Origin of the sequence: Streptomyces sp. NPDC050703 (assembly GCF_040654435.1) — a bacterium.
Taxonomy (GTDB): Bacteria; Actinomycetota; Actinomycetes; order Streptomycetales; family Streptomycetaceae; genus Streptomyces.
Map to the genome: position 1 here is coordinate 20,099 of NZ_JBFAHX010000001.1, position 26,916 is coordinate 47,014.

The following is a 26,916-nucleotide window of genomic DNA, read 5'->3' on the forward strand; positions in this document are numbered from 1 at the left end:
CCGCACGGCGGCGCGGCTCAGCCCGCGACACCCACCACGAGCCAGATGAACGCGGCCCCGGCCACCGTGCACAGCAGTGTCGAGCGCGCCGGGTGGTCGTGGTGCGCCTCGGGCAGGATCTCGGCGGCGGCGAGGTAGAGCAGGGCTCCGCCGAAGAAGCCGAGGTAGCCGCCGAGCAGCCGCTCCGGGATGGTGAAGAGCAGCGTCGACGCGGCGCCTGCCACCGGGGCCGCCGCGTCCGCGAAGAGCATCGCGAGCGCCTTGCGGCGGGCGTTCCCGTACAGGCTGGTGATCGTGTACGTGTTGAAGCCGTCCGCGAAGTCATGGGCGACCACCGCCAGCGCCACGGCCACGCCCATGCCGCCGCCGACCTGGAACGCCGCACCGATCGCGACGCCGTCCATGACGCTGTGCCCGACCATCGCCGCGGCGGCCGTGAGCCCCACCTGGGGGACCCTGCCGCTCTCGTGCTCCCCCGCGCCGTGGGCGGCCTGGCGGCCCGCCAGGAGCCGTTCCACCAGATGGGCGACGAGGAAGCCGGCCACGAACAGGAGCAGGGCCGCCGGTACGCCGAAGACGGGCCCGCCCGTGGCCTCCAGCGCCTCCGGCAGCAGGTCGAGGCCGACGACGCCGAGCATGAGGCCGCCGGCGAGGCCGAGGACCAGATGGCGCCGGTCGGTGACCCGCTGGGCCGTCCAGCCGCCCACCAGGGTCATGAGGAAGGCGCCGAGCGCCACGAACACCGCCATGCGCCCTTGCTAGCGGATTGACGCCCCCTGAGGCGCGTACGCCACCCGGTTTCCCCCACGTTTCCCGTCCTGCCTCCCACCACCTCGTACGAAAGGCCCCCTCCATGGATGACGCCCAGGTTCTCGTCGTGGGTGTCGGCGCCTGTGAGGCCGCCCCGGAGGAGGAGGTGCTCGGGCTGATCCGGGACACCGTCCGCGCCGCCGGTCTCTCCGAGCGGTCGATCGCCGCGCTGGCGACGGTGGACGTGAAGGCGGCCGAGCCGGGGATCGCCGGTGCCGCGGCGCGGCTCGGGGTGCCGGTGGTGGCGTACGCGGCGCGGGACCTCGCGGAGGTCTCCGTGCCGAACCCGTCCACGGCGTCCAGCGCCGCCGTGGGCACGCCGTCCGTGGCGGAGGCGGCGGCGCTGCGGGGCGGCGGCGAACTCCTGGTCCCCAAGCGGAAGTCGGCGCCGGCGGGCCGCCCGCCGATGGCGACGTGCGCGATCGTCCGCAGGCCGGCGCGTCTCGCGTACGAGGAGCAGCCCGCCGCCGTGCCGCACACCGACCCGGAGCCCGTGCCGGGGCCCGACCTGCGGCACCACGGGGACGCGGAGGTGCGGGACGGCGGGGCCGGCCTCACCGACCTCGCGGTCAACGTGCGGTCCGACACTCCTCCCGCCTGGCTGAAGGAGAAGATCGCCGCCTCGCTGGACGATCTGGCGGCCTACCCCGACGGGCGGGCCGCGCGGGACGCGGTGGCCGCGCGGCACGGTCTGAGCCCGGACCGCGTGCTGCTCACCGCGGGCGCGGCGGAGGCCTTCGTCCTGCTCGCGCGGGCGCTGAAGGTGCGTCATCCCGTGGTCGTGCATCCGCAGTTCACCGAGCCCGAGGCGGCGTTGCGGGACGCGGGGCACGAGGTGGAGAGGGTGCTGCTGCGGGAGGAGGACGGTTTCCGTCTCGACGCGGCGGCCCTGGAGCGGGTCCCGGAGTCGGCGGATCTGGTGATCGTCGGCAATCCCACCAACCCCACGTCCGTCCTCCACCCGGCGGCCTCCATCACCGCGCTGGCCCGCCCCGGGCGCGTCCTCGTGGTCGACGAGGCGTTCATGGACGCGGTGCCGGGCGAGCGGGAGGCCCTCGCGGGCCGCACCGACGTGCCCGGGCTCGTGGTGCTGCGCAGCCTCACCAAGACGTGGGGCCTCGCGGGGCTGCGGATCGGCTACGTCCTCGCCTCCCCCGACGTGATCGCCACGCTGGAGCAGGCGCAGCCGCTGTGGCCGGTGTCCACGCCCGCGCTGGTCGCGGCGGGGGCGTGTGTGGCGCCGCGGGCGCTGGCGGAGGCCGGCCACGCGGCGCACCGCGTGGCCGCGGACCGGGCCCACCTGCTGGCGGGCCTCGCCTCGCTCGCGTCCCGCGGGGTGCGGGTGGTGGGCCCCGCGGAGGGGCCCTTCGTCCTCGTACGGGTGCCCGGGGCGGAGGCGGTGCGGGAGCGGCTGCGGGGGGCGGGGTTCGCGGTGCGGCGCGGCGACACGTTCCCTGGCCTGGGGCCCGGCTGGATACGGCTCGCGGTCCGCGACCGGGCCACCACGTCCCGCTTCCTCCCCGCCCTGGCCGCGGCGCTCCCCTGAGCCCGCGGGGCACCAACCCCACCACTCCGCGGCGGATTCTTTCCCACCACCCGCCCGTCTCTCCGCGGCCGACACGGCGACGTAGGGGCGGCTTCGTCGCCGGCCCGGGCCCCGAACCGCCTCGCCCCTACGCCACGACCCGCCCGTTGAGGATCACCCTGCGCGGTGTCGCCAGTGTGCCCACGTCCTTTCGGGGGTCCGTCCCGTAGACCACCAGGTCGGCCGGGGCGCCCTCCGTCAGGCCCGGGCGGCCGAGCCAGGTGCGGGCGGCCCAGGTCGTGGCCGAGAGGGCCGCCACCGGGGGGATGCCCGCGCGGGTCAGTTCGGCGACCTCCGCGGCGACCAGGCCGTGGGCCAGGGAGCCGCCCGCGTCGGTGCCCGCGAAGACGGGGATTCCGGCGTCGTAGGCCGCGCGGACCGTGTCGTAGCGGCGTTCGTGGAGGCGGCGCATATGGGCCGACCAGCGCGGGAACTTCTTCTCGCCGCCCGCGGCCAGGTCGGGGAAGGTCGCGATGTTCACCAGCGTGGGGACGATCGCGACGCCGCGCTCCGCGAAGAGCGGGATCGTGTCCTCCGTGAGGCCCGTCGCGTGCTCGACGCAGTCGATGCCCGCCTCCACCAGGTCCCGCAGCGAGTCCTCCGCGAAGCAGTGGGCCGTCACGCGGGCGCCGAGCCGGTGGGCCTCCGCGATGGCCGCCTCGACCGCGTCGCGCGGCCAGCAGGCGGTCAGGTCGCCCGCCTCGCGGTCGATCCAGTCGCCGACGAGCTTGACCCAGCCGTCGCCGCGCCGCGCCTCCCTGGCGACGTACGCGACGAGGTCGTCGGGTTCGATCTCATGGGCGTAGTTGCGGATGTAGCGGCGCGTGCGCGCGATGTGCCGGCCCGCGCGGATGATCTTCGGCAGGTCCTCGCGGTCGTCGATCCAGCGGGTGTCCGAGGGGGAGCCCGCGTCGCGGATGAGGAGCGCGCCGGTCTCGCGGTCGGTCAGCGCCTGCTTCTCCGCGGTGGCGGCGTCCACGGGTCCGTGCGCGTCCAGGCCCACGTGGCAGTGCGCGTCGACGAGGCCGGGCAGGGCCCACCCCTCCACGGTGACGGTCTCCGTGGCCGGGGTGACCGGGCGGTCGTACGTCACCCTGCCGCCGACCACCCACAGTTCGTCCCGTACGTCATCGGGCCCGACGAGCACCCGCCCCTTCACGTGCAGCACCGCGTGATCACTCATGGCAGCAGCTTAGGAGGCGGTGCCGACGGGCGGTACGGGGCGCAGGGAAGCCCCGCTGCGGGGCGTCGGGAACGCACCGTATGCGGCGGTCGGTAGGCTCGTGCACCGCAGCCGGACGAACTCGTGAGCGAAGTGAGCAGTGACGTGAGCAGTACTGTGACGCACCCCTTTCTGGACCTGGCCCCGCTGAGCGCCCGGCACTTCGCCGCCATCGAGGCGCGCGTCGCCCGGCTGCTCGGCACCGAACAGGACGTCGTGATCATGCAGGGCGAGGCCCTGCTGCCCCTTGAGGGGTGCATCCGCTCCGCGGCGCGGCCCGGCACGACCGCGCTGAACGTGGTCACGGGCCCGTACGGGCAGACCTTCGGGAACTGGCTGCGGGACTGCGGCGCGGACGTCGTCGACCTCGCCGTGCCGTTCCACACCGCCGTCACCGCCGAGCAGGTGCGCCGGGCCCTCGCCGAGCGCCCGGAGATCGACTTCGTCTCGCTGGTGCACGCGGAGGCCGCCACCGGCAACACCAACCCCGTCGCGGAGATCGGCGCGGTCGTGCGCGAGCACGGCGCCCTGTTCATGCTGGACGCGGTCGCCTCGGTGGCCGCCGAGCCGCTGCTCCCGGACGCGTGGGGCGTGGACCTGTGCGTGATCGGCGCCCAGAAGGCGATGGGCGGCCCGGCCGGCGTCTCCGCGGTGTCGGTGAGCGAGCGGGCCTGGCAGCGGATCGCCGCGAACCCGCGGGCGCCCCGCCGTTCCTACCTCTCCCTCCTGGACTGGAAGGAGCGCTGGATCGACGCCGGGCGCAAGGCCCTGCTGCACGCGCCCGCGCAGCTGGAGATGCTGGCGCTCGAAGCGTGCGTGGAGCGCATCGAGACGGAGGGCCTCGACGCCCTGATGGCGCGGCACGCCACTGCCGCCGCGGCGACCCGCGCGGGCGCGCTCGCGCTGGGCGGCGGGCTGCGCCCGTACGTGCACGAGGCCGCCGACGCGGCTCCGGTCGCCACCACGCTGCGCGCGCCCGAGGGCGTCGACGCCTCGGCTCTCGTCGCCGCGGCGCTCGCCGCCGACCCGGTGCTTCCGCTGGTCGCCGGGGGCGGTGCCCTCGCCAAGGAGATGATCAGGGTCAACCACTACGGGCCCGACGCCACCCGCGGCGTCGTCCACGCCTCGCTGGCCGCGCTCGGCGCCGCCATGGGCGAGGCCGGTCTCTCCGTGGACCTGGAGGCGGCCCGGCGTGCGGTGACGGACGCCTGGAACTGACCGGCGACGGCCCCCGCGCTGCGAAAGCGCGCCGGGGCCCCTTCCCCCGGAGCGCTCCCGCATGGCAGCGTGCCGGGCATGACCACGTTGCCGGACGGACGCCGCATTCCTCCGCTGACCGCCGACGAGCCGGCCATGCTGGCCGCTTGGCTCGATCTGCACCGCGCCACGCTGGCCGTGAAGTGCGCGGGGCTCGACGACGAGCAGACACTGCGCACCCCGGTGGAGCCGTCCACGCTCTCGCTGTTCGGGCTGGTGCAGCACCTGGCCGAGGTCGAGCGGAACTGGTTCCAGCGGGTGTTCGCCGGGCGTGACGTCCCGCTGCTGTACGGGATGCCGCCCGGCGGGTTCGCCGTGGACAGGTCGCGGACGTTCGCCGACGTGCTCGCGGTGTGGGAGCGCGAGGTCGCCGTGAGCCGGGAGATCTGCGCGGGGCGCGGCCTGGACGAAACGGGCCTGCTCGACCCCGAGCAGACGGCGGTCACCGGCGGCGAGAGCGTGGTCAGCCTGCGCTGGATCCTGGTGCACCTCATCGAGGAGTACGCGCGCCACAACGGCCACGCGGATCTGATCAGGGAACGCATCGACGGCGTGACAGGAACGTGAGGGGGACATGCAGGAACATGAGGGGGACATGAGGGCACCCGGAGCGCCGGCCGCGACCGATAAGCGGGGCCGGAATCGGAATCGGGTGTTCTATTGCAGCGCTCTCCGCACCCCTTCCGCCAATTCACCCGCACATTCTCATGAATTCTTTATCAGCACAGCTTCCCGTATTCTTCTGCCCGCTTTCCCGGGACCTAAACACTAAGATTTCGACAGCGTAAAACACCGCAATCCGGACGCGTTCGCCAGAGGTTGCAGCTCTGTGACGTACTCCACATCGCGGGCGTTTTGTCCGCTATAACCCGGCCAAATCAAGACAAAAGCCCGTGACTTCATGCGTGCGCGCACCCCCGCGTGATAACACATGATCCGCGCTTGTGTAACCCCCTTCCCCGATGCAATCCGAGAAATTGCTCGGTAAATTCAATCCGCATGACCGCTGCACAAGCCGATCTACCGACCGACCTGCAAGCGAAATTCCTGGAAATGCCCGAGGGGTTGCGCATCGACAGCCCCGCCGTCGCCGACGGCGCCGCGATCTGGCGGATCGCCCGCGACTCCAAGGTGCTCGACCTCAACTCCTCGTACAGCTACCTGCTGTGGTGCCGCGACTTCGCGGAAACCTCCGTGGTGGCCCGGGGCGCCGACGGGGAGCCGGTCGGTTTCATCACCGGCTACTTCCGGCCCGAGCGCCCGGACACCCTGCTGGTCTGGCAGGTTGCCGTCGATCACGCACAGCGCGGCCGCGGTCTGGCCGGCGCCCTGCTCGACGGGCTGACCGCGAAGGTCGCCGCCGCGCACACGCTGACCACCATCGAGACGACCATCACGCCGGGGAACACCGCTTCCGAGCGGCTGTTCCTCTCCTACGCGCGGCGCCACGGCGCGGCGGTCGAGCGGAAGATCCTCTTCGACGCGGGTCTTTTCCCCGATGACGGGCACGAGCCAGAGGTGCTCTACCGCATCGGGCCGATCGGCCACTGACCGGTTTCGCTCCCCCCGCATGTCCGCAACCCCCCACTCCCACGTCTTTCCATCTCCCAGGAGATCCGCTGTGACCATCACCCAGCCCGACCTGAGCGTCTTCGAGACCCTGGAGTCGGAGGTGCGCAGCTACTGCCGCGGTTGGCCTACGGTCTTCGACCGCGCGCAGGGCAGCCGCATGTTCGACGAGGACGGCCACGAGTACCTCGACTTCTTCGCCGGAGCCGGTTCGCTCAACTACGGCCACAACAACCCGGTCCTGAAACGCGCGCTCATCGACTACCTGGAGCGCGACGGCATCGCGCACGGGCTCGACATGTCGACGACCGCCAAGCGCGCCTTCCTCGAATCGTTCCAGAACATCATCCTGCGCCCGCGCGACCTTCCCTACAAGGTCATGTTCCCGGGCCCGACGGGCACCAACGCCGTGGAGTCGGCGCTGAAGCTGGCCCGCAAGGTCAAGGGCCGCGAGTCGATCGTGTCGTTCACGAACGCCTTCCACGGCATGTCGCTCGGCTCGCTCGCGGTGACCGGCAACGCCTTCAAGCGGGCGGGCGCCGGCATCCCGCTGGTGCACGGCACGCCGATGCCCTTCGACAACTACCTCGACGGGCAGACCCCGGACTTCATCTGGTTCGAGCGGCTCCTGGAGGACCAGGGCTCCGGTCTCAACCAGCCCGCCGCCGTCATCGTGGAGACGGTGCAGGGCGAGGGCGGCATCAACGTCGCCCGCGCCGAGTGGCTGCGCAAGCTCGCCGACGTGTGCGAGCGCTGGGACATGCTCCTGATCGTCGACGACATCCAGATGGGCTGCGGCCGCACCGGCGCGTTCTTCTCCTTCGAGGAGGCGGGCATCACGCCGGACATCGTGACGGTGTCGAAGTCCATCAGCGGCTACGGCCTGCCCATGTCGCTCTGCCTGTTCAAGCCGGAGCTCGACGTGTGGGAGCCGGGCGAGCACAACGGCACCTTCCGCGGCAACAACCCGGCGTTCGTCACGGCCGCCGCCGCCCTTGAGGCCTACTGGACCGACGGCTCCGCCATGGAGAAGCAGACCCGCGCCCGCGGCGAGCAGGTCGAGCAGGTGCTGGCCTCGATCGTCGAGGAGAACCGCGCGGACATCAAGGAGTTCCGCGGCCGCGGCCTGGTCTGGGGCATCGAGTTCCTGGACAAGGACCGCGCGAGCGCCGTGGCGAAGCGGGCCTTCGAACTGGGCCTGCTCATCGAGACCTCCGGCCCCGAGGGCGAGGTCGTCAAGCTCCTGCCGGCGCTGACGATCACCTCGGAGGAGCTGGACGAGGGGCTGCGCACGCTGGCCCGCGCGGTACGCGAGACCGCCTGACCCGGCGCCTGACCGAGTCCCTCACCCCGTAAGAGAAAAGGAACCAGAACACCGTGATCGTCCGTTCGTTCAAGGACATTGAAGGCACCGACCGGCACGTGAAGGCCGCGTCGGGCACCTGGGAGAGCAAGCGCATCGTCCTCGCCAAGGAGCGGGTGGGCTTCTCGGTGCACGAGACCATCCTGTACGCGGGGACCGAGACGTCGATGTGGTACGCCAACCACATCGAGGCCGTCGTCTGCACCAAGGGCGAGGCCGAGCTGACCGACGACACGACCGGCGAGAAGTACACGATCACACCGGGGACCATGTACCTGCTCGACGGGCACGAGAAGCACACGATGCGGATCAAGGAGGACTTCCACTGCATCTGTGTCTTCAACCCGCCCGTCACGGGTCGTGAGGACCACGACGAGAACGGCGTGTACCCGCTGCTCACGGAGCCGGACGAGGCCTGAGAGCCGCGTGAGTCGGTCGCGGCCGGCTGATATCCCGCACAGGGCCGTACGAGAGGAGAGGCAGGCAACACCATGACCACCGCACCCGAACGCACCACAGACCTGTACCCGACCCGAGGCGCCGAAGAGGTGCTCATCGAACGCAAGGACCCCGTCGTGTGGTCCGAGCCGGGTGCCGAAGGGCCGATCTCGGCCGGGGATCTGGCGGGGTTCGAGCGGGACGGTTTTCTGGCCATCGACCAGCTGATCACCCCGGACGAAGTGGGCGTCTACCACGCCGAGCTGGAGCGGCTCGTCAACGATCCGGCGATGCGCGCCGACGAGCGTTCCATCGTCGAGCCCCGCTCGCAGGAGATCCGCTCCCTGTTCGAGGTGCACAAGATCAGTGAGCTGTTCGGCAAGCTGGCAGCCGATCCGCGCGTGGTGGGCCGGGCCCGGCAGATCCTCGGGTCCGACGTGTACGTGCACCAGTCACGGATCAACGTGAAGCCGGGCTTCGGGGCCACCGGGTTCTACTGGCACTCCGACTTCGAGACCTGGCACGCGGAGGACGGCCTGCCGAACATGCGGACCGTATCGGTGTCGATCGCCCTGACGAAGAACCACGACACCAACGGCGGTCTCATGATCATGCCGGGGTCGCACAAGACGTTCCTCGGCTGCGCGGGCGCCACTCCGAAGGACAACTACAAGCGGTCGCTGCAGATGCAGGACGCGGGCATCCCGTCGAACGAGACGCTGACCCACCTCGCGTCCGACCACGGCATCCGCCTCTTCACGGGCGAGGCCGGTTCGGCCACGTGGTTCGACTGCAACGCCATGCACGGCTCCGGGGACAACATCACCCCGTACCCGCGGTCCAACGTCTTCATCGTCTTCAACAGCGTGGAGAACACCGCGGTGGAGCCGTTCGCGGCACCGGTCCGCAGGCCCGAGTTCATCGGCGCGCGGGACTTCACCCCGGTCAGGTGACCGGGGGTCGGGTCCGCCCGGCCCGACGTGCCCGGGGAGCGGCCCGGCACCCCTCGTGGGTGCCGGGCCGCTCCCCGTTCGGCTCAGCCCGCCAGCACGTCGAGGAGCCGGTCCACGTCCGCCTCGGTGTTGTACAGGTGGAACGTGGCCCGCAGGTGTCCCGCGCGGGCCGCGACGACGATGCCCGCGCGGGCCAGCTCCGGCTCGCGGTCGGCGAGTCCCGGTACCGAGACGATGGGCGACGTACCCGGCACGGGCGCGTGGCCGAGGCCGGCGAGGCCCGCGCGGTAGCGGGCTGCGAGGGCCAGGTCGTGGCGGTGGATGGCGTCGACGCCGATCTCCTCGATGAGGGCGAGCGCCGCCGCGGCCCCGTGGTAGGCGAGGAAGGCGGGCGGCTCGTCGAACCGGCGGGCGTCGGGGACGACCTCGCCGATCGGGCCGTAGGTCGAGTTCCAGGAGTCGGCCGCGGCCAGCCAGCCGCCGTGCAGCGGAACCAGGGACTCCTGCGCCGCCTCGCCGACCGTCAGGAAGGACGTGCCGCGCGGGCAGAGCAGCCACTTGAAGGCGCCGGTCACGGAGTAGTCGTACGCGCCCGCGTCGAACGGCAGCCAGCCCGCCGACTGCGTGGTGTCGGCCAGGGTGCGCGCGCCGTGGGCCGCCGCGGCCTCGCGGATCGCCGCGCAGTCCGCCGTACGCCCGTCGGCGGACTGCACGGTGGAGAACGCCACGAGCGCCGTCTCCGGCCGTATCGCGTCGGCCAGCTCGTCCAGCGGCGCGAACCGCGGCTTCAGGTCGCCGCGCAGCACGAAGGGGTTGATCAGGGAGGAGAAGTCGCCTTCGGGGAAGAGCACTTCGGCGCCCGCGGGGAGGGACGCCGCGACGAGGCCGACGTGCACAGCGACCGAGCCGCCCGTCGCCACGCGCGAGGGGTCCACGCCGGCGAGACGGGCGAAGGAGGCGCGGGCCTCGTCGACGGTGGCGAAGTCGCCCGAGCCGCTCCGCCGGCCGGAGACGAGCTCCGCCGTCAGGGCCTGTACGGCCTCGACGGCGCGGCGCGGCAGCAGGCCGCGGACCGCGGTGTTGAGGAAGGTCGTCTCCGGCGCGAACTCGGCGCCGGCGTGGTGGCTGATCCCCGTGGAAGTCATGGGATCAACCTACGGCGCCGGGTCAGGCCCGCGGAACCGCGCATCCGTCGGGGCCGCACGCCTCGCCGTCGCCGGCGTCCGCGAGGGTGGTCAGCGGCGAACGGCTGCCCCACGCCTGTTCGAGGGCCTGGGTGAACACCTCGGCGGGCTGGGCGCCGGAGACGCCGTACGTGCGGTCGAGCACGAAGAACGGCACGCCGTTCGCCCCCAGCTCGGCGGCCTCGCGCTCGTCGGTGCGGACGTCGTCGGCGTACGCGTCGGGGTCGGCGAGGACGGCGCGCACCTCGGCCTCGTCGAGGCCCGACTCGACGGCGAGCTCCACGACCCGCTCGTCATCGGCGAAGACGGACCGCTCCTCGGCGAAGTTCGCCCGGTAGAGCAGGCCGAGCAGCTCGTCCTGCCTGCCCCGCTCCTTGGCGAGGTGCAGCACGCGGTGCATGTCGAAGGTGCTGCCGTGGTCGCGGCCCTCGGTGCGGTAGTCGAGGCCCTCCGCGGCGGCGTTCTCCCCGAGGCGCCGCTCGCCCTCGCGGGCCTGCTCCTCGGTCATGCCGTACTTGTTCATGAGCATCGGAAGGACCTGCCCGGTGTCGCCCTTGGCGCGATGGGGGTCCAGTTCGAAGGACCGGTGCACGACCTCCACCGCGTCGCGGTGCGGGAAGGCGGCGAGCGCCTTCTCGAAGCGGGCCTTGCCCACGTAGCACCAGGGGCAGGCATGGACCAACGAAGCCATAACCGCACTGACCTGGGGTTTTCGGTTCGTCTCCCTCTCCCGCGCTAGCTACTCGCTCGCGGAAGGGGAGGGCCGTCCCAGTCACGCGCGGTCCGACTTCGGAGATTGGACCAAGACAGATGCACCGCGACGACTACCCGGCGTTGCGTTCCCTCGGTTTCGAGGACGACGAACTCAAAGAGCTTGGCCTCTGGGAACCGGCCATAGGTTCCCCCGCAGACCTGGCGGAAATGTACGTCCGCCGCTCCAAGAAAAAGGACTCCCTTAGCGCGCTCAAAGAGCAAGTCCGCCGCATGTGCGCGCACGCTGCCAGGGAAAGCAAGCGCATCCGCCACGTCTGGTTCGAGCAAAAGAGCGCAAGCAAGAGCTACATCCGGCGCGAGGAATTCGAAAAGGCAACAGCGGCCGTCACGGAAGCTGGACTATCCAAAGCGCTTTACGTCTACAAGACCTCTCGCCTTTCCCGCCGTGGCATGGGTCAAGTCGGCCTCTTGCTCGACACGTTCGAGGAGCAAGGCGCATACATTTTCGTCGTGTCCGAGGGGCTGGACTCTCGCACCTCCCGTACCGTGCTCGCGTTCCTGAGTGAGCAGGCCCGCGACCAAGTGAAAGACCTTGGCGATTTCGTGAAGCTGGGGATGGATTCCCACAAGGCAGACGGCAAATGGACCGGTGGAGTAACGCCCTACGGTCTGCGCGCTGTGAAGGGTGAGGGACGCCTAGAGCATCACCCCGAGGAATACCGGACCGCCCGGCGGATTGCTGAGTATCTGTTGGACCGAAAAACTCCGGCATGGATCGCTGCCACTCTCAACGAGGAAGGCTTGAAGACTCGCCACGGCCGCAATTGGCAGGCAACCGGAATCATCGCGCTTGCCCACGCTGTTACTTGGGCCGGACTCGTCGCACAGCGGGAAAGGATGCTCGACAAGAACGGCCAATGGCACGGGAAGTATCACCGGGGCGGGACTCCGCTGCTGAACAAGAACGGCATCACGATTCCCTGCGGTGAGGGCGTGATCACGTTCGCAGAACACGTCAAGATCAAAGCCATTCTCGCAAGCCGCGCGCAGAAGAACGGGCCGGTAGGAAACCGCGAACGCGGGAAGCGGGAGATATCCAATCTCCTGTCGGGCAACATGTACTGCGGTCGCTGTAGTGCAAAGGAAGTCAGCAGCGGACCCGCTTACCGCTGCTACGCCCGGACCAACGAGGGGGCTCACATCTGCGAGGGCGTTTCCATCGGGCGCGAGCGGGCCGACGATGCCGTAACGCAAGCATGGTTCGGCCACATTCTGAGCCTGTCCCCCGAGTCCGCCACGCTTCACGAAATCGCCCGTGAGTGGCTGGCCTACAAGGACCCGGAAAAGGAAGCGCGTAAGGCGCAAGTAACTGCCTCCCTTGAGTCGGCGGTAGAGCGTGAAATGAAACTCAGAAAAATGTTCATCGTTGCTGGCCGGATGAGTGAAGCGGAGTACGAGAGCCTACAGCGGGAGATTGACGCACAGATTGAAAGCCTTAAAGCCGAACTTGCCGAACTGACGCGGGAAGCGGACCTCACTCCGCTCACGGAGCCCGAGACACTGGCCGCGCTGTGGAACGGGGCCGGAATCGCCGGACAACGGGCATTGCTCCGAGCCGCGCTGACAGACAAGGGAATCGTCCTCGCGCCGTCCAAGGGTCGGGGGCACCGAGTACCCGCCGCTGACCGCCTCACGTTCCATTGGCGGGAGGCCAGCGACCCGGCAAAGGGAGCGGCGTTTGTAGCGGGAGCGAGGCACGCCGACAAAACGCGGGAGCGGAACAGCTAGACGGCCACGTAAGGCACTCTAAGGGGCCCGGCGGGAAACCCTCCGCCGCGCCTTTCCCATGCCCGCAGACGGCCGTACAGCCGTTCTCTGGCGCACCGTCAGGCATGGCCCGGCTTAACCGGCTCACCTCGGGGCCCGTGGCGCGACGCTTTAGCGGATCACTCCTCCCTACACAGCGAGACCACCGCGCAACCCGCACGATCTCTGAATACCAGAGGTGAGCAACACCCTTTCCGGCCCCCGGCTATGCACCGGGGGCCGTTGTGTTCCTTGTTTCGTGCAAGAAACACAACTCCGCTTCTTGCACAGCTTGCCGTGCGTGTGTCGAGTGTCGTTCCCGCACCAACGCACCTCTAAGGCCGGTCCCAAACCGCAAGGGTTACTTGCATGACTTGCATACCCCCTGGTCAGCAGGGAGTTCTCTCTATGTGTTTCTAGCTTCCGGTGTGCCTACTTCCTGCTACATCCTTGCTCAACAGCGCTATAAGGAGTCGCTTTCTCATGGTCCACCGAATCCGAACCAGTGACATTCCCGAGGTTTCCCGCATCCTGACGCGCATTGCCGCTACGGAGCCCCCGCCCGTCATGTGGTCCAGCGCTAAGGCTGGTTGGATTGACGCCAATTCCGCCCCGCTAGATCCTGCGCTGTGGCGTCCCCGCATGGCCGAGTACCTGTACGCCATTGACACGAACGGCCCCGCTTCCTACGGCCTCCCGGACTTGCCCATGCGCCCGGACGGCTACCCGCTGTCTCTCGATGGTGGCCGCCTCAAGAGTTGGCACGACCTAGGCGAGTCCATCCGCTATCTGTCGGCACCAGTCGTGCGCGACCTAAAGGAAATCCTCTCGGGTGAACCCACGTTCCGCCAAGAATCCGGCATGACCCCGGAACGCTGGCTCTCGCAGTGCGCGCAGTCGGCAGCCGGTTTCACCTCTCGCGCTGACTTGCTCGCCGCATTCCGTGCGACGTGCCCCGACGCCGCTATCGGCCAGCGCGCATTCCTTGCACTTGCTCGGCAGCTACTCGGACGAGACGGCCGATTCGGCCCCAGGGGCGCTAAGGGCCCTTGGGGATTCCGCGTAACCCTCCCCTAGCGACCACCCCTCAACGTTAAGGGGTGACCAATCTGCCCGAATTCACTTACCCCCAGCCGGCCTGGATATGGGGGTTTTCTTATTGGAGGAATTGCATGTCTTTCCTGCCTGCCCCAGATTGGGCCGCCGCAGCGTCGCTACTAGGAATCGAATACGACCCGTCGGCCATGTCGGCAAAGTCCGCGATTGAAGAATCCGGGTACATCGTCCGCGACCTACCAGCCGAGGCCGAGGCGGAGTTGCGCCGTGAGCGGGGCCGGTGGGCCGACGCATCGCAGCCGTACCCCGAAGTCGCTGTGAGGGCGTCTGAGGCCCGTTCGCTGCGTGACGCGATGGATGACCCCTGGCGGCCCCTGTGGGAGCTGGACAGCGCCGCAGAGCGCCTTACCCGCCTCGCTGTCCGGCGTGCCGCTCAGACGGCCGCTGTGTCCAAGTCGTGGGCCGTATCGACCGGTTGGGTTGAGATGAGCGGGGGGCGTAAGCAGTTCACCGGGACATGCCGCGAGTGCAGTCACGAATTCACGGTGAGCCGTCCCGCTGTCTCGTCTCGGCGCTGGCCGCAGATATGCGACGGATGCAAGTTGGAGCGGGAGCGTTCCCGTAAGCGCGAGTGGGCACGGCGTAAGCGTGCGGCTGAATCAAGCGCCGCGTAGACGCTTACTTATGACTATGGGCCGGGGGGGTTAACCGGTCCGTCCTATAGAAGTAGCGCGGTTAGTTGGTAACGCCCCCTGGCGGTCATTGCGACTGCCAGGGGGCGTTTCATTTTGATTGGAATTCCCTTGTCTCCAGAACTCAAGGCAGACGCACAGTATGCCTTTCATCAGTACCGCACGGGCGCTGTAGATGACCCGTACGCCGTTCTCGACTCTCACCGCCTATTCGCGGTTGAGCTGCTTTGCGACGGTCTAGTAACCGGCGACGACGTACGCGAGTCGGTCAACGGCCTCATCGCTGTTCTCAACATCGTGACCGACTACCGCAAGACGCAGCCGGTCAACACCGTTCTTTCTGAGGAGGTCTGACAATGGCCAACATCTTTGCCGTAAGCCACGTCGTAGCCAAGAATGCAGCATCACTACTCAAGGCCGAGCTAGTTCTAGGTCGTCTCGTATTCCGTGACGCCGAGTCCGATTTCATCGGCGGTCGGGGCGACACGGTGAGTGTTCGCATTCCGCGCATTCTCCAGGCTTCCAAGTTCACCGGCTCCACCTCGGCTATCAGTACGCCGCTGAATGAGCAGACGGTTTCCGTCACGCTCAACACGCACGCGATGCAGCCGCTAGAGCTGACCGCCAAGGACATGACGCTTGAGGTTGAGAATTTCTCGGCGCAGGTTCTTATGCCGCAGGTTGCCGGTGTGGCCGAGATGATCGAAGAGGAGATTGCCACCGTGATGCAGCCGGTTATTGCCGGTGCCACGCTGACGATCGATCCGGCCAACCCACGTGACGCGATCACCGAGGCTGGCGAAATTCTCGACACCCGCAAGGTCGGCGCTAAGTCGCGCGTCCTGGTAGTGAGCCCGAACGTAAAGCGTGCGCTACTCATGGACCCGAACCTAAGCGCTGTTGATTCGGCCGGTTCGCCGTCCGCTCTCCGTGACGCCATTGTGGGCCGCCTGCATGGATTCGACGTTTACATGTCGCCATTCATCACCGATGGCGCTGTTGCCATGACCCGTGAGGCTTTCGCCGCTGCTATGAAGGCACCGGCTAAGCCTGAGTCGGTTTCCGGCGCGTCGGCCACGGACGATGACGGCCAGGGTTACGCAATGACTTGGTTCGTCTCCTTCAACGGCGAGACCCGTACGGAAATGAGCGTCGTTGAGGCGTTCGTGGGTGCGACTGTCCTTGACGCACAGCGCGCGGTCGGCCTCAAGTTCGTTCCGGCTGCGTGAGGAGGGGCGATTGTGGCCGAGGTAGAGAACACGCCTGAGACGCCACAGGAGCCCGCTGGAAGCCTCGTTGAGGCCCCGGAGGTGGAATCGGTCCCCGAGGCCGGTTCCATCCCGCCTGCGGGCACTGAGAGCGTTTCTGAGCCGTCGCTAGATGATCTGCGGGCCGAGGTGGAGCAAGCCGCTACGGCACTCCGCACGTCCGAGGATCTACGGCAGCAGCTCAATTCACAGTTGGACGACGCCGAGGAACGCGTTAAGGCGGCCGAGGTTGCGCTAGAGCGGGAGCGGGTCGGCCGTCGCCACGGATTGCCAGATGAGCTAATGGAGTTTCTGCGCGGCGACTCCGCCGAGGCACTAGAAGCTCAGGCAAAGAAGCTCGCCAAGTATGCGGCTGCGGGCCGTTCCACGCTCGGGTACGGCGGTCTCGAACCGTTCGAAAGCCACTCCAACGGAATTGAAAAGATCCTGCGCAACGCTCGGGAGTTCTAGTGAGTCGGCAGTCCGATTTCAACGCGGCTGCGCAGGATTACTACACAGCACAGGTAGATATCTCCGAATCGCTATTGGAGCGGGTCATGTCCTGGTGGCGTGGCCTGTCTCCGCAGCGAGCGGCCGAGGGTTCATCCGCTGTCGTGCGGGAGTTTCAGACTCTCGTGAATTCCTCGCGCAGTCGCTCATACGCCGAGGGCGTGAAGTTCCACAATGCAGCGCGCGAGGCAGCGACCGGCGAACCGGCCCCGGATTCCACTTGGGACGGCCGAGACTTGGCCGCCGAGGCTGGCCAGTCGAAGACTTCCTATTACGTCCACACGGCACCGCTCCGCGAGGAAATGAAGCGGGGCCGGTTGGATGACCGGGAATTCCTTAAGTCCCTTGACGAGACGATGGAAAGCGCCGGACGGAACCTAGCCCTAGATGCGGGCCGACTAGCCGAGTCTGGGGGTCGTGACGCGCTGGCAGAGGCACGCGAGAACGACGCCGAGGTAATCGGTTGGTACCGCCGTACCGACGCCGACCCATGCGGTTTCTGCGCGATGCTCGCTAGCCGTGGCGGAGCATTCACTAAGTATCTGGAGCCGGACCAATTCCACCGTGGCTGTCACTGTCAGACACTCCCACTTTTCCAGGGTGTCGAGATACCGGCCGAGGATGCCGCCAAGCGGGATGAGTACCTAGCCCGCTGGAATGCCACCCCCGGCAGTGGTGCGGATCAGTTGAAGACTTTCCAGCGGGAATTCAATGCAGAACGAAAGGCGCGACGTGATGAGCAGTGATCGGAGGGTGTTCTGTCAGCACTGCGACGCCGAGGAAATCGACCCCCGGTGCCCCATGCGAATCATGCGGGGCATGGGTCCACGCTGGCCCGTGTGCCGTCTGGTCTCAACGATGACGCGACACGAATATGAATTGCGGAAGGCCGATCGCATGGCGGATCGTCGCAACTCGCAGTGACTCTGAGTGCGCATTGACCCTGGGGGGTGGGCCCAAAACCGCCCCTTTCCCAACCGCAAGGTGATGGCACCTCTCTCCTGGTACGGGTTTCGGAGTCGCCCAACCGCCCCGCCACTTACAGCGAGTGATGCAAGGAGGTAGCGAATGCCCAACCCAATTCGCGTCGTGTGGACAGCGGACGGATGGCAGGAGTCCGACGCACCGGCCCCGCCCGGTAAGGTCGCATGGCGCTTTCCGCGCTCGCTGCGAATCGTCCGCCCCGTTGCCGAGTCAGCCCCTCGCTTCCCCCGGCGAGTGCATATCAGCGGCCACCCGCGTAACTGCGGCACACGATGACCTCCCCGTAAAGTTACGGGTGCTCGACCCCCGATGGACCGTCCCGCTGTGGGTTCGGACCGTCGGGGGTTTTCTGCGTTTCCGGGGCACCTTCGAAAGAAGGGCGGGTATCCCAGCCGGCGTGGGGGTGCCAGTTGCCGACTTCCCAGCAATACCAGGGATTTTCGCCCCCTTCGTTTCTTAGGCTGCTTCGACTGCTCGGCGCAATGCGTCCTTGTGTTCCCACGACCAAGGGGCGTCGCGCAGTTCCTCGGGCAAGCCAGCGAGACCGGTGCGCAAATGGTCGGCCGCCTCGCTGTATCTGCCGAGGGCGAGCGTGGCTAGCCCCATGTTCAGCCGGTTGAAACTCGGGGTGAGCCAATACGCGGTTGCCGGTGGCGGGAGTGCTGCGGCTTTGTCCATGAGCCTTTCCGCTTGCTCCACCGTGCGTAGCGCTCCGTCTGCGTCGCCCAACTCCGCGAGTCCGGCCGCCGCTTGTAGGTAGTCCCCGATTCGCTGTGCGGGGTGTGCGCCGGGAGTGTTCGCCGCTGCACCAAACCAGCGGGCAATTCCTTGGGGCCGTCCCTGCTGTCGCGCAATGTAGCCCTTGAAATTGAGCGCTTGCGCGGCAAGGGTCCCGTTCCCTGTCTCGTCGGCAAGTTCTACGGCGTCATTCAAGAGCCGTACGCCGTCTTTGTATTCACGCGTTTGTGCGAATAGCCATCCTGCGAACTGGACCCATTCTGACGCTACGTCAGAAAGTCGATCCCTTTGCGGGCCGCGTGCTTCCTTGAGCATCCGCGTAACCTCCCGCATTTGCGCCATAGTCGCCGGAATGACGCTGCGCGGGGGTGCCGTGTCGTCTAGGCGGCGGTAAGCGGCCAGCGCACCAGCGAGAGCGTCAACGGTTCCGGCATCCAGTCGAGAGGGGTTCTCGGCACTGCGGGCAACGCGTTCGCTGTCATCCTCGCTAAGCAGCGTTCCGGCCAGCGCACCCCCGGCACCAACGAGGGAATCCAGCGCGTGAGCGAGGTTTTCCGAGGGACGCTGTTTGCCATTCAGGACACGCGAGAGATACGCCGGGTCATAGTGTATTTCCCGCGCTGCGGCTTTCATGGAATACCCGGCGTCCCGGAGTGCCCGGCGGGCAAGGTCGGGGAAGTCGTCACGCATAGCGAACCTCTGGGGGTTGACTGGCAGTGCTTCAAGAGTAGTCAACCCTGGTCAACTCCCGTGTGAGCATTGCCATTCCGGATCATGTCCCGCATGACGGAGGCGAAGCGATACCCCAGCGCGCCGGTCGAACTCCCGCTGATGGAGCCGGGGCCGGAGCCTGAACCGGCCGAAGGGTGTGCCGGGTGCCGGGAGTTGGCCAACGTCCGGGATCGGGCGCGGGTCGGTAACGACCGGACGACGGTTGCTGACTGCAACGTCCTCATGGCCCGGCATCCGGACGGGCATTAGATGAGCGCCCCCGTGAGGCCGCAGAAGCGCCGTACGCGGCCTCTCCCGGACCCTGAGCTAGTCAGCCTCATAGATGAGCCGGGGAGTCCGTACGCGGGCTCTCCGGCCGGTTGGTGGGACCAGTACGGCGGAGCGCTGGACGTGCGCTCGGGAGTGGTCTACCTCCCCGGCCCGGCTCATCCCCCGTCCCCGTTCCATTCCGACGACTGCCCGAACTGCGTTCCCTTGGAGAGTGCCGAGTGAGCACCATGCCTAATGACTTCTACACCTGCGCGGAACGCCAGGAGGCGGAAGAGGCGGGTTACGCGCTGGTCCAAGCACTCGAAACCCTGGGGGTACTGCTCACTGACACAGAGATCATGTCCCCGTGTGTCAACTGCTCCCCGAACGCTGGCTACAGGATCAACCTTGGCAACGTTCGCGCCGACGAAGCACGCGAGATGACACGCGTGTTCCGAGACCTTGCCGCATCGCGCCCGAAGGTGGACGCCGAATGAGGGCCCGCTACGCGTTCAGGGACTACACCTTGTGCCCGGACACGGCCGAGGAATCCGAGCCCATTGTGTTCGGCATGGAATGCAAGAACTGCGGAGATAGCAGCGACGGCAGCGAAGATCCGGCCAACGGGACCGAATGGGCCGCCGATCACCTAAAGGCCAATCCTGAGCACCTGACCTACCGAGAGCACATCACGCGCTCTTATCGGTTCGAGCCGGGGGCGTGGCAGTGACGCGCTGTCTGGCCGCGCTGGCACGGGTCGCCACAGTGGCGTTTCTCGTGGCCCGAGGCGCAGCCGCATAGACCCCCTGGGACCGGGCTGCACCCTCGGTCTCAGGGTGTAGGGCCCCGCTTGTGACGCTCCCCCCGTGGCGCATGGGTGGGCCCTTCGTGCGTCTGTGCAGGTCAGACCCGGTGCGCTAACCTATGGCTCTGTTGGTCCACGGCCAGGCGATGTCGCTCCAGATCTCGACGCGCATGTGTGGCTCTTCTCCAGGTCGTGCGGTACGCGGGTGCGTGACGGTCGGCGCGGAGGAACCCGGAGGGTCCCTCCGCCACCGGCGTCAACACACGGGCGAACCGTCGCATTCCCCTACGAGCCGTCCATGCGTTCCCTACGAGCCGTCGCGCAGGCCCTTCGGCCAGTCGGGGCGGAACTCGATGTGGTCGTACGTCACCACGCACCCCTCCCCCACCGGCGACTGCGCCATGAAGCCGACGAGGGCGGCGCCCGCCGACTCCTCGTCGCCGAGCGAGAAGATCCGCACGAACGTCCACCGCTCGCCGTCCCGCGACGCGTGGAAGGCGAACGCCGAGCCCGTGCGGCTGACGCGCAGCCAGGCGCTCGTGCCGTCCACGACGAAGGCGTTGGCGTCGTCGGAGCGGCCGCGCGTCACGACGGTGCAGACCGTCGGCTCGTCCGGGGAGCGCTCCAGGCAGAGCTTGGCCCACTCCCGCTCGCCCACGTGGAGGTAGAGCACGCCCGCGTCGAAGGGCGCGGCGAAGCCGACCGTGACGCGGGCGATCAGCTGGAAGTCTCCCTCCGGGGCGCCGAGCAGGCGCGGCGCGTCGGCGGCGGGGTCGAGCGCCTCGCCGGTCGGCGGCACGAAGCGGTCCTGCCGTGCGCCCGCCCAGCCGGTGAGCACCCCGTCCTCGTAGGACCAGTGTCCGTCGGGGCCGTAGCCGCGCAGGGGGAAGGGGAGCTGGGGGAGGTCGAGGTCCATGGCGTCAGTGTTCCAGGGTCCCGTCGACCCGCCGCGGCAGCCCCAGCGGATTGTCGTCGCGCAGCTCGGGCGGGAGCAGGGGCTCCGGGGTGTTCTGGTAGGCGACGGGGCGCAGCCAGCGCTCGATGGCGGTGCCGCCCACGGAGGTCGACGTGGACGTGGTGGCCGGGTAGGGGCCGCCGTGGTGCTGGGCGGGGGCGACGGCGACGCCGGTGGGCCAGCCGTCGACGAGGACGCGGCCCGCGAGCGGCGTGACCTCGGCGAGGAGTTCGGTGCCGCGGGGGCTCACGCCCGCCGCCTCGTCGGAGGAGAGCTGCACGGTGGCGGTGAGGTTGCCGGGCAGGCGGGAGAGGACGGCGGTGATCTCCGCGGCGTCCTTGTAGCGGGCGACGACGGTGACGGGGCCGAAGCACTCCTCGATGAGCAGGTCGTGCTCGCCCCCGGTGGCGAGCCGTGCCGCGGGGACGGTGAAGAAGCCCGCGCTCACGGTGTGCTCGCCGCCCGCGCCGGGCGTGACGGGGGCGTCGACGTCCGCGAGGGCCGCGCGCTCGCGGACCCCGGCGACGAAGTTGTCCCGCATCCGGTGGTCGAGGAGCACCCCCGCGTCGGTGTCGCCGACCGTCTCCGTCAGGGACTTCACGAGCCGGTCGCCGCCCGCTCCCTCGGGGGCGAGGACGAGGCCGGGCTTGACGCAGAACTGGCCGACGCCGAGCGTCATCGAACCCGCGAGACCGCTGCCGATCTCCTCGCCGCGCTCGGCGGCGGCGGCCTCGGTGACGACGACGGGGTTGAGGGAGCCCAGTTCGCCGTGGAAGGGGATCGGCACGGGCCTGGCCGCCGCCGCGTCGAAGAGGGCGCGTCCGCCGCGGATGGAGCCGGTGAACCCGGCCCCCGCCACCAGCGGGTGCTTGACCAGCTCGACGCCCGCGTCGAAGCCGTGCACCAGGCCGACGACGCCCTCGGGGATGCCGTGCCGGGCGGCGGCCTCGCGCAGTACGGAGGCGACGCGCTCGGAGGTGCCGGGGTGGTCGGGGTGGGCCTTGACGACGACCGGGCAGCCCGCGGCCAGCGCGCTCGCGGTGTCGCCGCCGGGCACGGAGAAGGCGAAGGGGAAGTTGGACGCGGAGTAGACGGCGACGACGCCGAGCGGGATCTTGTAGCGGCGCAGGTCGGGGATGGGCGGGGTCGCCGAGTCGTCGGGGTGGTCGATGACGACGCCGAGGAAGGCGCCCTCGTCGACGATGTCCGCGAAGGCGCGCAACTGGAAGCAGGTGCGGGCGAGTTCCCCGGTGAGCCGGACGGGGCCGAGCGCGGTCTCGGCGTCCGCCGTCTCCACGAGCCGGTCCCCGGCCTCCTGGAGGAGGTCGGCCGCGGTGCGCAGGAAGGCGGCGCGCACCGCGCGGTCGGCCAGCGCGGGGGCGGCGTCGCGGGCGGCGGTGACCGCCAGGCCGACCTCCTCGGCCGTGGCTTCCGCCGCGACCTGCTCGCGCTGCTTCCCGGTTCGGGGGTCGACACTCCAGACTGGTGCTGCTGCCACCGTGGATTCCCTTTCCAGAGGTGATGCAAGAGGTGCCGCTCACCCGGGCTGTTCGATATGCTGAACACTGTCTCTGCTGATGAATGAGCGGGGGCTTCGGAGACTATTTCTCGGCGAACTAAGGGGTCAAGGGCGATGTCGGCTGGCGAGACCGGAGGCGGCGCGCAGGTCAAGTCCGCCGTACGGACGGTGGAATTGCTGGAGTACTTCGCGGGCCGCCCCGGCATGCACTCGCTCGCGGCCGTCCAGGAGGCCGTGGGCTATCCGAAGTCGAGCCTGTACATGCTGCTGCGCACCCTGGTCGAGCTGGGCTGGGTGGAGACCGACGCCACCGGCACGCGGTACGGCATCGGCGTGCGCGCGCTGCTCGTCGGCACGTCCTACATCGACGGCGACGAGGTGGTGGCCGCGGCACGGCCGACCCTCGACCGGCTCTCCGACGACACCACGGAGACCATCCACCTGGCGCGGCTCGACGGCACCAACGTCGTCTACCTCGCCACCCGCCAGTCCCAGCACTATCTGCGGCCGTTCACGCGCGTGGGCCGCAGACTGCCCGCGCACTCCACCTCGCTCGGCAAGGCGCTGCTCGCCACCCACACCGACGAGCAGGTCCGCAAGATGCTCCCGGAGACGCTGCCCGCGCTCACCGAGCACACCATCACCGACCGCGAGAAGCTCATCGAGGAGCTGCGCGCGGTGCGCGAGCAGGGCTTCGCGGTGGACCGCGAGGAGAACACCCTGGGGCTGCGCTGCTTCGGCGTCGCCATTCCGTACCGCACGCCCGCGCGCGACGCCATCAGCTGCTCGGTACCGGTGGCGCGGCTCACCCCGGCCCACGAACAGATGGTCAAGGACGCCCTGTTCGACGCGCGCGACCGGCTGACCCTGGCAACTCGTAGGCTCTGACGCATGGATGTGTGTCTGCGCGAGGTCCACGACAGCGATCTGCCCGTCTTCTTCCGGCAGATGAGCGATCCCGAGTCCCGTCACATGGCGGCGTTCACGCCCGAGGGCCCCCTGGACAAGAACCGCTTCGACGCCCACTGGAAGCGGATGCTGGGCTCCGCCGACGTCGACGTGCGCACGGTCCTCGCGGACGGCGACGTGGTGGGCAGTGCCGCGGTCTACGGCGCGCCGGGCGAGCGCGAGGTCACGTACTGGATCGACCGCGCCCACTGGGGCCGTGGTCTGGCCACGGCCGCGCTGCACGGGCTGCTCGCGCTGGTCCCGGAGCGCCCGCTGTACGCCCGCGCGGCGGCGGACAACGCGGGCTCGCGGCGCGTCCTGGAGAAGTGCGGCTTCCGGGAGAGCACACGCGAGCGGGGGTTCGCCGCGGCCCGCGGGGCGGAGATCGACGAGGTGGTGCTCGTCCTCGACGGCGGCTGACCCTCCGCCGCGCGGCCGATGCGGATCATCAGGGCGCAGGAGGCGGGGGCCCGGCCGCGGGCGGGAGCGTTGAGCCATGACGCAGACACTGCCCGCCGCCCCGCGGGGCGCCGCGGCCCCGTCCCCCCGTACCCGTTTCCGCCGCGCCCTGCGGTTCGCCGCCCTGGCCGCCTGTGTCCCGTACCTCTCCCTCAAGGTGGCCTGGATCGCCGGGAGCCGGATCGGCATCCCCGAGGGCAGCACGCTGCTCGACCACCGGGCCCTGATGGTCTTCGCCAACGGCCTGACCGTCCTGATGGACGGCGCCGTCGTCGTCCTCGTGCTGCTGCTCACCGGGCCGCGGGGGACGCGGACACCCGCCCGGTTCCTCGTACCGCCGATGTGGGCGGCGACCGGCCTGCTCGTGCCGATCGTGGCGGGGGTCCCGCTGACCCGACTGGCCAGGGCCTTCGGCGGCAGCGGCGGCGGGGACGGGGGCGGCGGGACCGCCGAGCCCTTCCTCGACGCGTGGGTCTTCGGCGTCGTCTACACCGGCTTCATCGTGCAGGGCGTCGCCCTCGGCGCCCTCTTCGTCCTCCACGCCGGGGACCGCTGGGGCCACCTGTGGCGTGGCCGCCCGGGGGACCTGCCGCGCGGCGGCGGCCGGGCCCGCCGCGCCGCCGCCCTCGCCGCCGCCCTGCTCGCGCTCTGCCCCACCGCCCTGCACCTGCTGTGGGCCACCGGCGCCACCACCGGCCTGAGCGCGGCACGGATCGAGGAGCGCGGCTCGGACTTCGCCGTCCTTGAGGCCCTGAACGCCCTCTACCTCGCCGCGGCCGCGGCGGGCGGCCTCATCCTCGCCTTCCGGTGGCGGCCCGCGCTCCCGGTGAAGGTGCCGCTCGCGCTGACCTGGCTGGGTTCGGGCGCGGTGGCCTGCTGGGGCGGCTGGCTGCTGTTCGGCTCGCTGATGACGCTGGACGATGCCGGCGGACGGCCCACCGGCACGATGGTCCTGACCTACGCTGTCCACGTGATCGTCGGGACACTGGTGGCCGCCGTCGGGGCGCGGTTCCTCACCGAGCGGGCACGCGCGTCGGCCGACGGCTCGGGGGGCGGGGTGTGAGAGCCGTCCGCACCGCCCTCTTCGGGCGCCGTGCGCGCCGCCGGTGGGTCCATCTGATCCTGGGCGGCGCGCTCGCCATGCCGTACGTCTTCGTGGGCTCCGTGGTCATCGGGCCGCTCATCGGCGACGACCACGTCTTCGGGTCGCTCACCGCCCAGCTCAGCTCGTTCGCGGTCGGGCTGCCGCTCGCCGCGGTCACCGCGCTGTTCCCGCTGACCCGGCCCATGTCGGTGGCCGCCGTGCGGGCGCTGTGCGGGGTGCCGGACGACGCCCTCGCCGAGGGTCCCGCGCGCTCCCGCCCGGCGCGGGGCCGCACCGCCGCGTGGTTCACGCTGCACCTGGGCGTCGGCGGGGTCATCAGCGGCATGTCGCTCGCGCTGCCGCCGTTCGCGGCCGTGCTGATCGCGCTGCCGTTCTTCGCCGTCCTGCGGGACAGCCGCCTCGGCATGCCCGCGGGCTTCGACGAGCCCTGGGTGCTCGCGCTCTGCCCGCTCATCGGCGCCGCGTCACTGGTGGCGCTCGCGGCGTGCGTGGCGGCGGCCGGCGGTCTCCTCGCGCACTGGGCGCCCCGGCTGCTCGGCCCGACGCCCGCCGACCGGCTCGCCGAGGCGGAGCGGCGCGCCGCCGACCTGGCGGTGCGCAACCGCCTGGCGCGCGAGCTGCACGACTCGGTGGGCCACGCCCTGAGCGCCGTCACGCTCCAGGCGTCCGCGGCCCGCCGCGTCCTCGACCACGACCCGGAGTTCGTACGGGAGGCGCTGGCCGCCATCGAGGACACCACGCGGCGCACGGTCGGCGAACTGGACGCCGTCCTCGGGGTGCTGCGGGAGGCCGACGGCGCCCGCCCCATGGCCCCCGCGCCCACCCTCGCCGCCGATCTGGACGGCCTGCTGCGCCGCACCGGGGCGGGCGGCCTGCGCGTGAGCGCCACCGTCGACGTGGACCCCGCGTCCCTGCCCCCGCTGGTCTCCCGCGAGGCCTACCGCATCGTGCAGGAGGCGTTGAGCAACGCCCTGCGCCACGGCGGCGAGGCGACCTCCGTCGCCCTGCGCATCGCCACGGCGGGCCCCGACCTCACCGTCACGGCCGAGAACTCCCTGCCCGCCCACTCCCCGGACGCCGGCTCCCCGGACGCCCACTCCCCGGACGCCCGCCCCGGCGGCGGCCACGGCCTGCGCGGCATCGCCGACCGGGCACGCCTGCTCGGCGGCACCGCGTCCGCGGGCCCCGCGGCCGGGATGTGGCGGCTGACCGTACGACTCCCGCTCCTCCCCCCGAAGGGACACGCATGACGACCACGCCCGAAGGCGCGGGCCCCGGCCGCGCGGCCATCCGCGTCGTCCTCGCCGACGACGAGCGCATGGTGCGCACCGCGCTGCGCGCGATCCTCTCCGCCGAGCCCGGCATCGAGGTCGTCGGCGAGGCGGCGACCGGCGCGGAGGCGGTGTCCGCGGTCAGGGAGCTGCGGCCCGACGTGGTCCTGATGGACGTCCGCATGCCGGAGGTCGACGGCATCCGCGCCACGGAGCAGATCCTGCGCACGATGCCGGAGCCGCCGCGCGTCGTCGTCGTGACGACGTTCGAGAACGACTCCTACGTCTACGAGGCGCTGCGCGCGGGAGCCGCCGGCTTCCTCCTCAAGCGGGCGGACGCGGACTCCCTGGTCCAGGCGGTGCGCATCGTCGCGCACAGCGACTCCCTGCTCTTCCCCGCGGCCGTGCGCGCCCTGGCCGCCGAGCACGGCCGCGCCGCCCCCGAGCCGCCCGCCTGGGTGGCGCGGCTCACCGCACGGGAGAGCGAGGTGCTGCGGTGGATGGCGACGGGCCTGACCAACGCGGAGATCGCCGGGCGGATGGGCGTGGGCGCGTCCACGGTGAAGACCCACGTGGCCTCGGTGCTCGCCAAGACGGGCGCGCGGGACCGTACGCAGGCGGTGATAGCGGCGTACGAGTCGGGCTTCATGACCGCGGACCGCCCCGGACCGCCCCCGGAGAGCCATCTGAGAACCGTCTGAGAACTGTCTGAGAAAACGGTCGTAAGCCCATCAGAAGGGAACGA

General features: G+C 69.9%; 26 protein-coding genes and 1 pseudogene. 19 read left to right on the plus strand and 8 right to left on the minus strand.

The window, feature by feature from the left end:
• Positions 1-17: 17 nt before the first annotated feature.
• On the minus strand, positions 18-749 hold the full coding sequence (locus tag AB0I16_RS00110) for a ZIP family metal transporter (protein WP_363246995.1): 732 nt from the start codon (positions 747-749) through the stop codon (positions 18-20).
• Between the two features lie 104 nt (positions 750-853).
• Between AB0I16_RS00110 and cobC the strand changes: the two genes are divergently transcribed.
• Entirely contained in the window at positions 854-2,356 is a 1,503-nt protein-coding gene (gene cobC, locus AB0I16_RS00115) for an Rv2231c family pyridoxal phosphate-dependent protein CobC (RefSeq protein ID WP_363246996.1), read from the plus strand.
• Between the two features lie 127 nt (positions 2,357-2,483).
• On the opposite strand, the gene AB0I16_RS00120 is transcribed toward cobC, so the two are convergent.
• The gene (locus tag AB0I16_RS00120) at positions 2,484-3,578 is read right to left on the minus strand and encodes an amidohydrolase family protein (RefSeq protein WP_363246997.1); all 1,095 of its coding nucleotides are present in this window, start codon (positions 3,576-3,578) and stop codon (positions 2,484-2,486) included.
• 156 nt (positions 3,579-3,734) lie between these two features.
• On the opposite strand from AB0I16_RS00120, the gene AB0I16_RS00125 reads away from it, so the two are divergent.
• The 6 genes from AB0I16_RS00125 to thpD all read left to right on the plus strand — a co-directional run bounded on the left by AB0I16_RS00125 (position 3,735) and on the right by thpD (position 9,197).
• Positions 3,735-4,835, plus strand: a complete 1,101-nt coding sequence (locus AB0I16_RS00125; RefSeq protein ID WP_363247296.1) for an aminotransferase class V-fold PLP-dependent enzyme — start codon at positions 3,735-3,737, stop codon at positions 4,833-4,835.
• A gap of 78 nt (positions 4,836-4,913) precedes the next feature.
• Positions 4,914-5,441: a DinB family protein gene (locus tag AB0I16_RS00130; protein WP_363246998.1), complete on the plus strand. Its 528-nt coding sequence runs from the start codon at positions 4,914-4,916 to the stop codon at positions 5,439-5,441.
• Positions 5,442-5,873: 432 nt separating this feature from the next.
• The gene (gene ectA, locus AB0I16_RS00135; RefSeq protein WP_363246999.1) at positions 5,874-6,425 is read left to right on the plus strand and encodes a diaminobutyrate acetyltransferase; all 552 of its coding nucleotides are present in this window, start codon (positions 5,874-5,876) and stop codon (positions 6,423-6,425) included.
• Positions 6,426-6,495: 70 nt separating this feature from the next.
• Entirely contained in the window at positions 6,496-7,767 is a 1,272-nt protein-coding gene (gene ectB, locus AB0I16_RS00140; protein WP_363247000.1) for a diaminobutyrate--2-oxoglutarate transaminase, read from the plus strand.
• A 53-nt stretch (positions 7,768-7,820) separates the two neighbouring features.
• Positions 7,821-8,225 (plus strand): ectoine synthase, encoded by a 405-nt coding sequence (locus AB0I16_RS00145; RefSeq protein ID WP_062771849.1) that lies wholly within the window; start codon positions 7,821-7,823, stop codon positions 8,223-8,225.
• Positions 8,226-8,297: 72 nt separating this feature from the next.
• Complete coding sequence (gene thpD, locus AB0I16_RS00150; protein ID WP_363247001.1) at positions 8,298-9,197, plus strand: ectoine hydroxylase; 900 nt, start codon at positions 8,298-8,300, stop codon at positions 9,195-9,197.
• 83 nt (positions 9,198-9,280) lie between these two features.
• On the opposite strand, the gene AB0I16_RS00155 is transcribed toward thpD, so the two are convergent.
• The gene (locus AB0I16_RS00155; protein WP_363247002.1) at positions 9,281-10,342 is read right to left on the minus strand and encodes an aminotransferase class V-fold PLP-dependent enzyme; all 1,062 of its coding nucleotides are present in this window, start codon (positions 10,340-10,342) and stop codon (positions 9,281-9,283) included.
• Between the two features lie 22 nt (positions 10,343-10,364).
• The gene (locus AB0I16_RS00160) at positions 10,365-11,072 is read right to left on the minus strand and encodes a DsbA family oxidoreductase (RefSeq protein ID WP_363247003.1); all 708 of its coding nucleotides are present in this window, start codon (positions 11,070-11,072) and stop codon (positions 10,365-10,367) included.
• A gap of 230 nt (positions 11,073-11,302) precedes the next feature.
• On the opposite strand from AB0I16_RS00160, the pseudogene AB0I16_RS00165 reads away from it, so the two are divergent.
• Positions 11,303-11,728 (plus strand): annotated as a pseudogene (locus tag AB0I16_RS00165) (recombinase family protein); the annotation flags it as partial.
• Positions 11,729-12,291: 563 nt separating this feature from the next.
• Here AB0I16_RS00165 and AB0I16_RS00170 read toward each other — a convergent pair.
• The gene (locus AB0I16_RS00170) at positions 12,292-12,366 is read right to left on the minus strand and encodes a hypothetical protein (protein ID WP_363247297.1); all 75 of its coding nucleotides are present in this window, start codon (positions 12,364-12,366) and stop codon (positions 12,292-12,294) included.
• Positions 12,367-14,760: 2,394 nt separating this feature from the next.
• Here AB0I16_RS00170 and AB0I16_RS00175 point away from each other — a divergent pair.
• The 4 genes from AB0I16_RS00175 to AB0I16_RS00190 are packed head-to-tail and all read left to right on the plus strand — an operon-like array spanning position 14,761 to position 17,152.
• Entirely contained in the window at positions 14,761-15,003 is a 243-nt protein-coding gene (locus AB0I16_RS00175; RefSeq protein ID WP_363247004.1) for a hypothetical protein, read from the plus strand.
• 2 nt (positions 15,004-15,005) lie between these two features.
• Entirely contained in the window at positions 15,006-15,878 is an 873-nt protein-coding gene (locus AB0I16_RS00180) for a P22 phage major capsid protein family protein (RefSeq protein ID WP_363247005.1), read from the plus strand.
• A 12-nt stretch (positions 15,879-15,890) separates the two neighbouring features.
• Positions 15,891-16,367 carry a hypothetical protein gene (locus AB0I16_RS00185; RefSeq protein ID WP_363247006.1) on the plus strand — a complete coding sequence of 159 codons (477 nt, stop codon included), beginning with the start codon at positions 15,891-15,893 and terminating at the stop codon, positions 16,365-16,367.
• A complete protein-coding gene (locus AB0I16_RS00190; protein ID WP_363247007.1) occupies positions 16,367-17,152 on the plus strand; it encodes a hypothetical protein in 786 nt (261 codons plus the stop codon). Before AB0I16_RS00185 ends, AB0I16_RS00190 begins: the two co-directional genes overlap by 1 nt.
• A gap of 694 nt (positions 17,153-17,846) precedes the next feature.
• Here AB0I16_RS00190 and AB0I16_RS00195 read toward each other — a convergent pair.
• Positions 17,847-18,818, minus strand: coding sequence for a helix-turn-helix transcriptional regulator (locus AB0I16_RS00195; protein WP_363247008.1), 972 nt, complete (start codon positions 18,816-18,818; stop codon positions 17,847-17,849).
• Between the two features lie 530 nt (positions 18,819-19,348).
• Here AB0I16_RS00195 and AB0I16_RS00200 point away from each other — a divergent pair.
• Positions 19,349-19,606 (plus strand): hypothetical protein, encoded by a 258-nt coding sequence (locus AB0I16_RS00200; protein WP_363247009.1) that lies wholly within the window; start codon positions 19,349-19,351, stop codon positions 19,604-19,606.
• Entirely contained in the window at positions 19,603-19,839 is a 237-nt protein-coding gene (locus AB0I16_RS00205) for a hypothetical protein (RefSeq protein ID WP_363247010.1), read from the plus strand. Before AB0I16_RS00200 ends, AB0I16_RS00205 begins: the two co-directional genes overlap by 4 nt.
• Before the next feature lie 382 nt (positions 19,840-20,221).
• On the opposite strand, the gene AB0I16_RS00210 is transcribed toward AB0I16_RS00205, so the two are convergent.
• Both AB0I16_RS00210 and AB0I16_RS00215 read right to left on the minus strand, forming a co-directional pair.
• Entirely contained in the window at positions 20,222-20,830 is a 609-nt protein-coding gene (locus tag AB0I16_RS00210) for a DUF1349 domain-containing protein (protein WP_363247011.1), read from the minus strand.
• A gap of 4 nt (positions 20,831-20,834) precedes the next feature.
• Positions 20,835-22,367 carry an aldehyde dehydrogenase (NADP(+)) gene (locus AB0I16_RS00215; RefSeq protein ID WP_363247012.1) on the minus strand — a complete coding sequence of 511 codons (1,533 nt, stop codon included), beginning with the start codon at positions 22,365-22,367 and terminating at the stop codon, positions 20,835-20,837.
• Between the two features lie 135 nt (positions 22,368-22,502).
• Between AB0I16_RS00215 and AB0I16_RS00220 the strand changes: the two genes are divergently transcribed.
• From AB0I16_RS00220 to AB0I16_RS00240, 5 genes are all read left to right on the plus strand, one after another.
• Positions 22,503-23,276 carry an IclR family transcriptional regulator gene (locus tag AB0I16_RS00220; RefSeq protein WP_363247013.1) on the plus strand — a complete coding sequence of 258 codons (774 nt, stop codon included), beginning with the start codon at positions 22,503-22,505 and terminating at the stop codon, positions 23,274-23,276.
• A 3-nt stretch (positions 23,277-23,279) separates the two neighbouring features.
• Positions 23,280-23,756, plus strand: coding sequence for a GNAT family N-acetyltransferase (locus AB0I16_RS00225; RefSeq protein WP_363247014.1), 477 nt, complete (start codon positions 23,280-23,282; stop codon positions 23,754-23,756).
• A 76-nt stretch (positions 23,757-23,832) separates the two neighbouring features.
• A complete protein-coding gene (locus AB0I16_RS00230) occupies positions 23,833-24,858 on the plus strand; it encodes a hypothetical protein (protein ID WP_363247015.1) in 1,026 nt (341 codons plus the stop codon).
• Entirely contained in the window at positions 24,855-26,150 is a 1,296-nt protein-coding gene (locus AB0I16_RS00235) for a histidine kinase (RefSeq protein WP_363247016.1), read from the plus strand. Before AB0I16_RS00230 ends, AB0I16_RS00235 begins: the two co-directional genes overlap by 4 nt.
• On the plus strand, positions 26,147-26,872 hold the full coding sequence (locus AB0I16_RS00240; protein WP_363247017.1) for a response regulator transcription factor: 726 nt from the start codon (positions 26,147-26,149) through the stop codon (positions 26,870-26,872). Before AB0I16_RS00235 ends, AB0I16_RS00240 begins: the two co-directional genes overlap by 4 nt.
• Positions 26,873-26,916 lie beyond the last annotated feature (44 nt).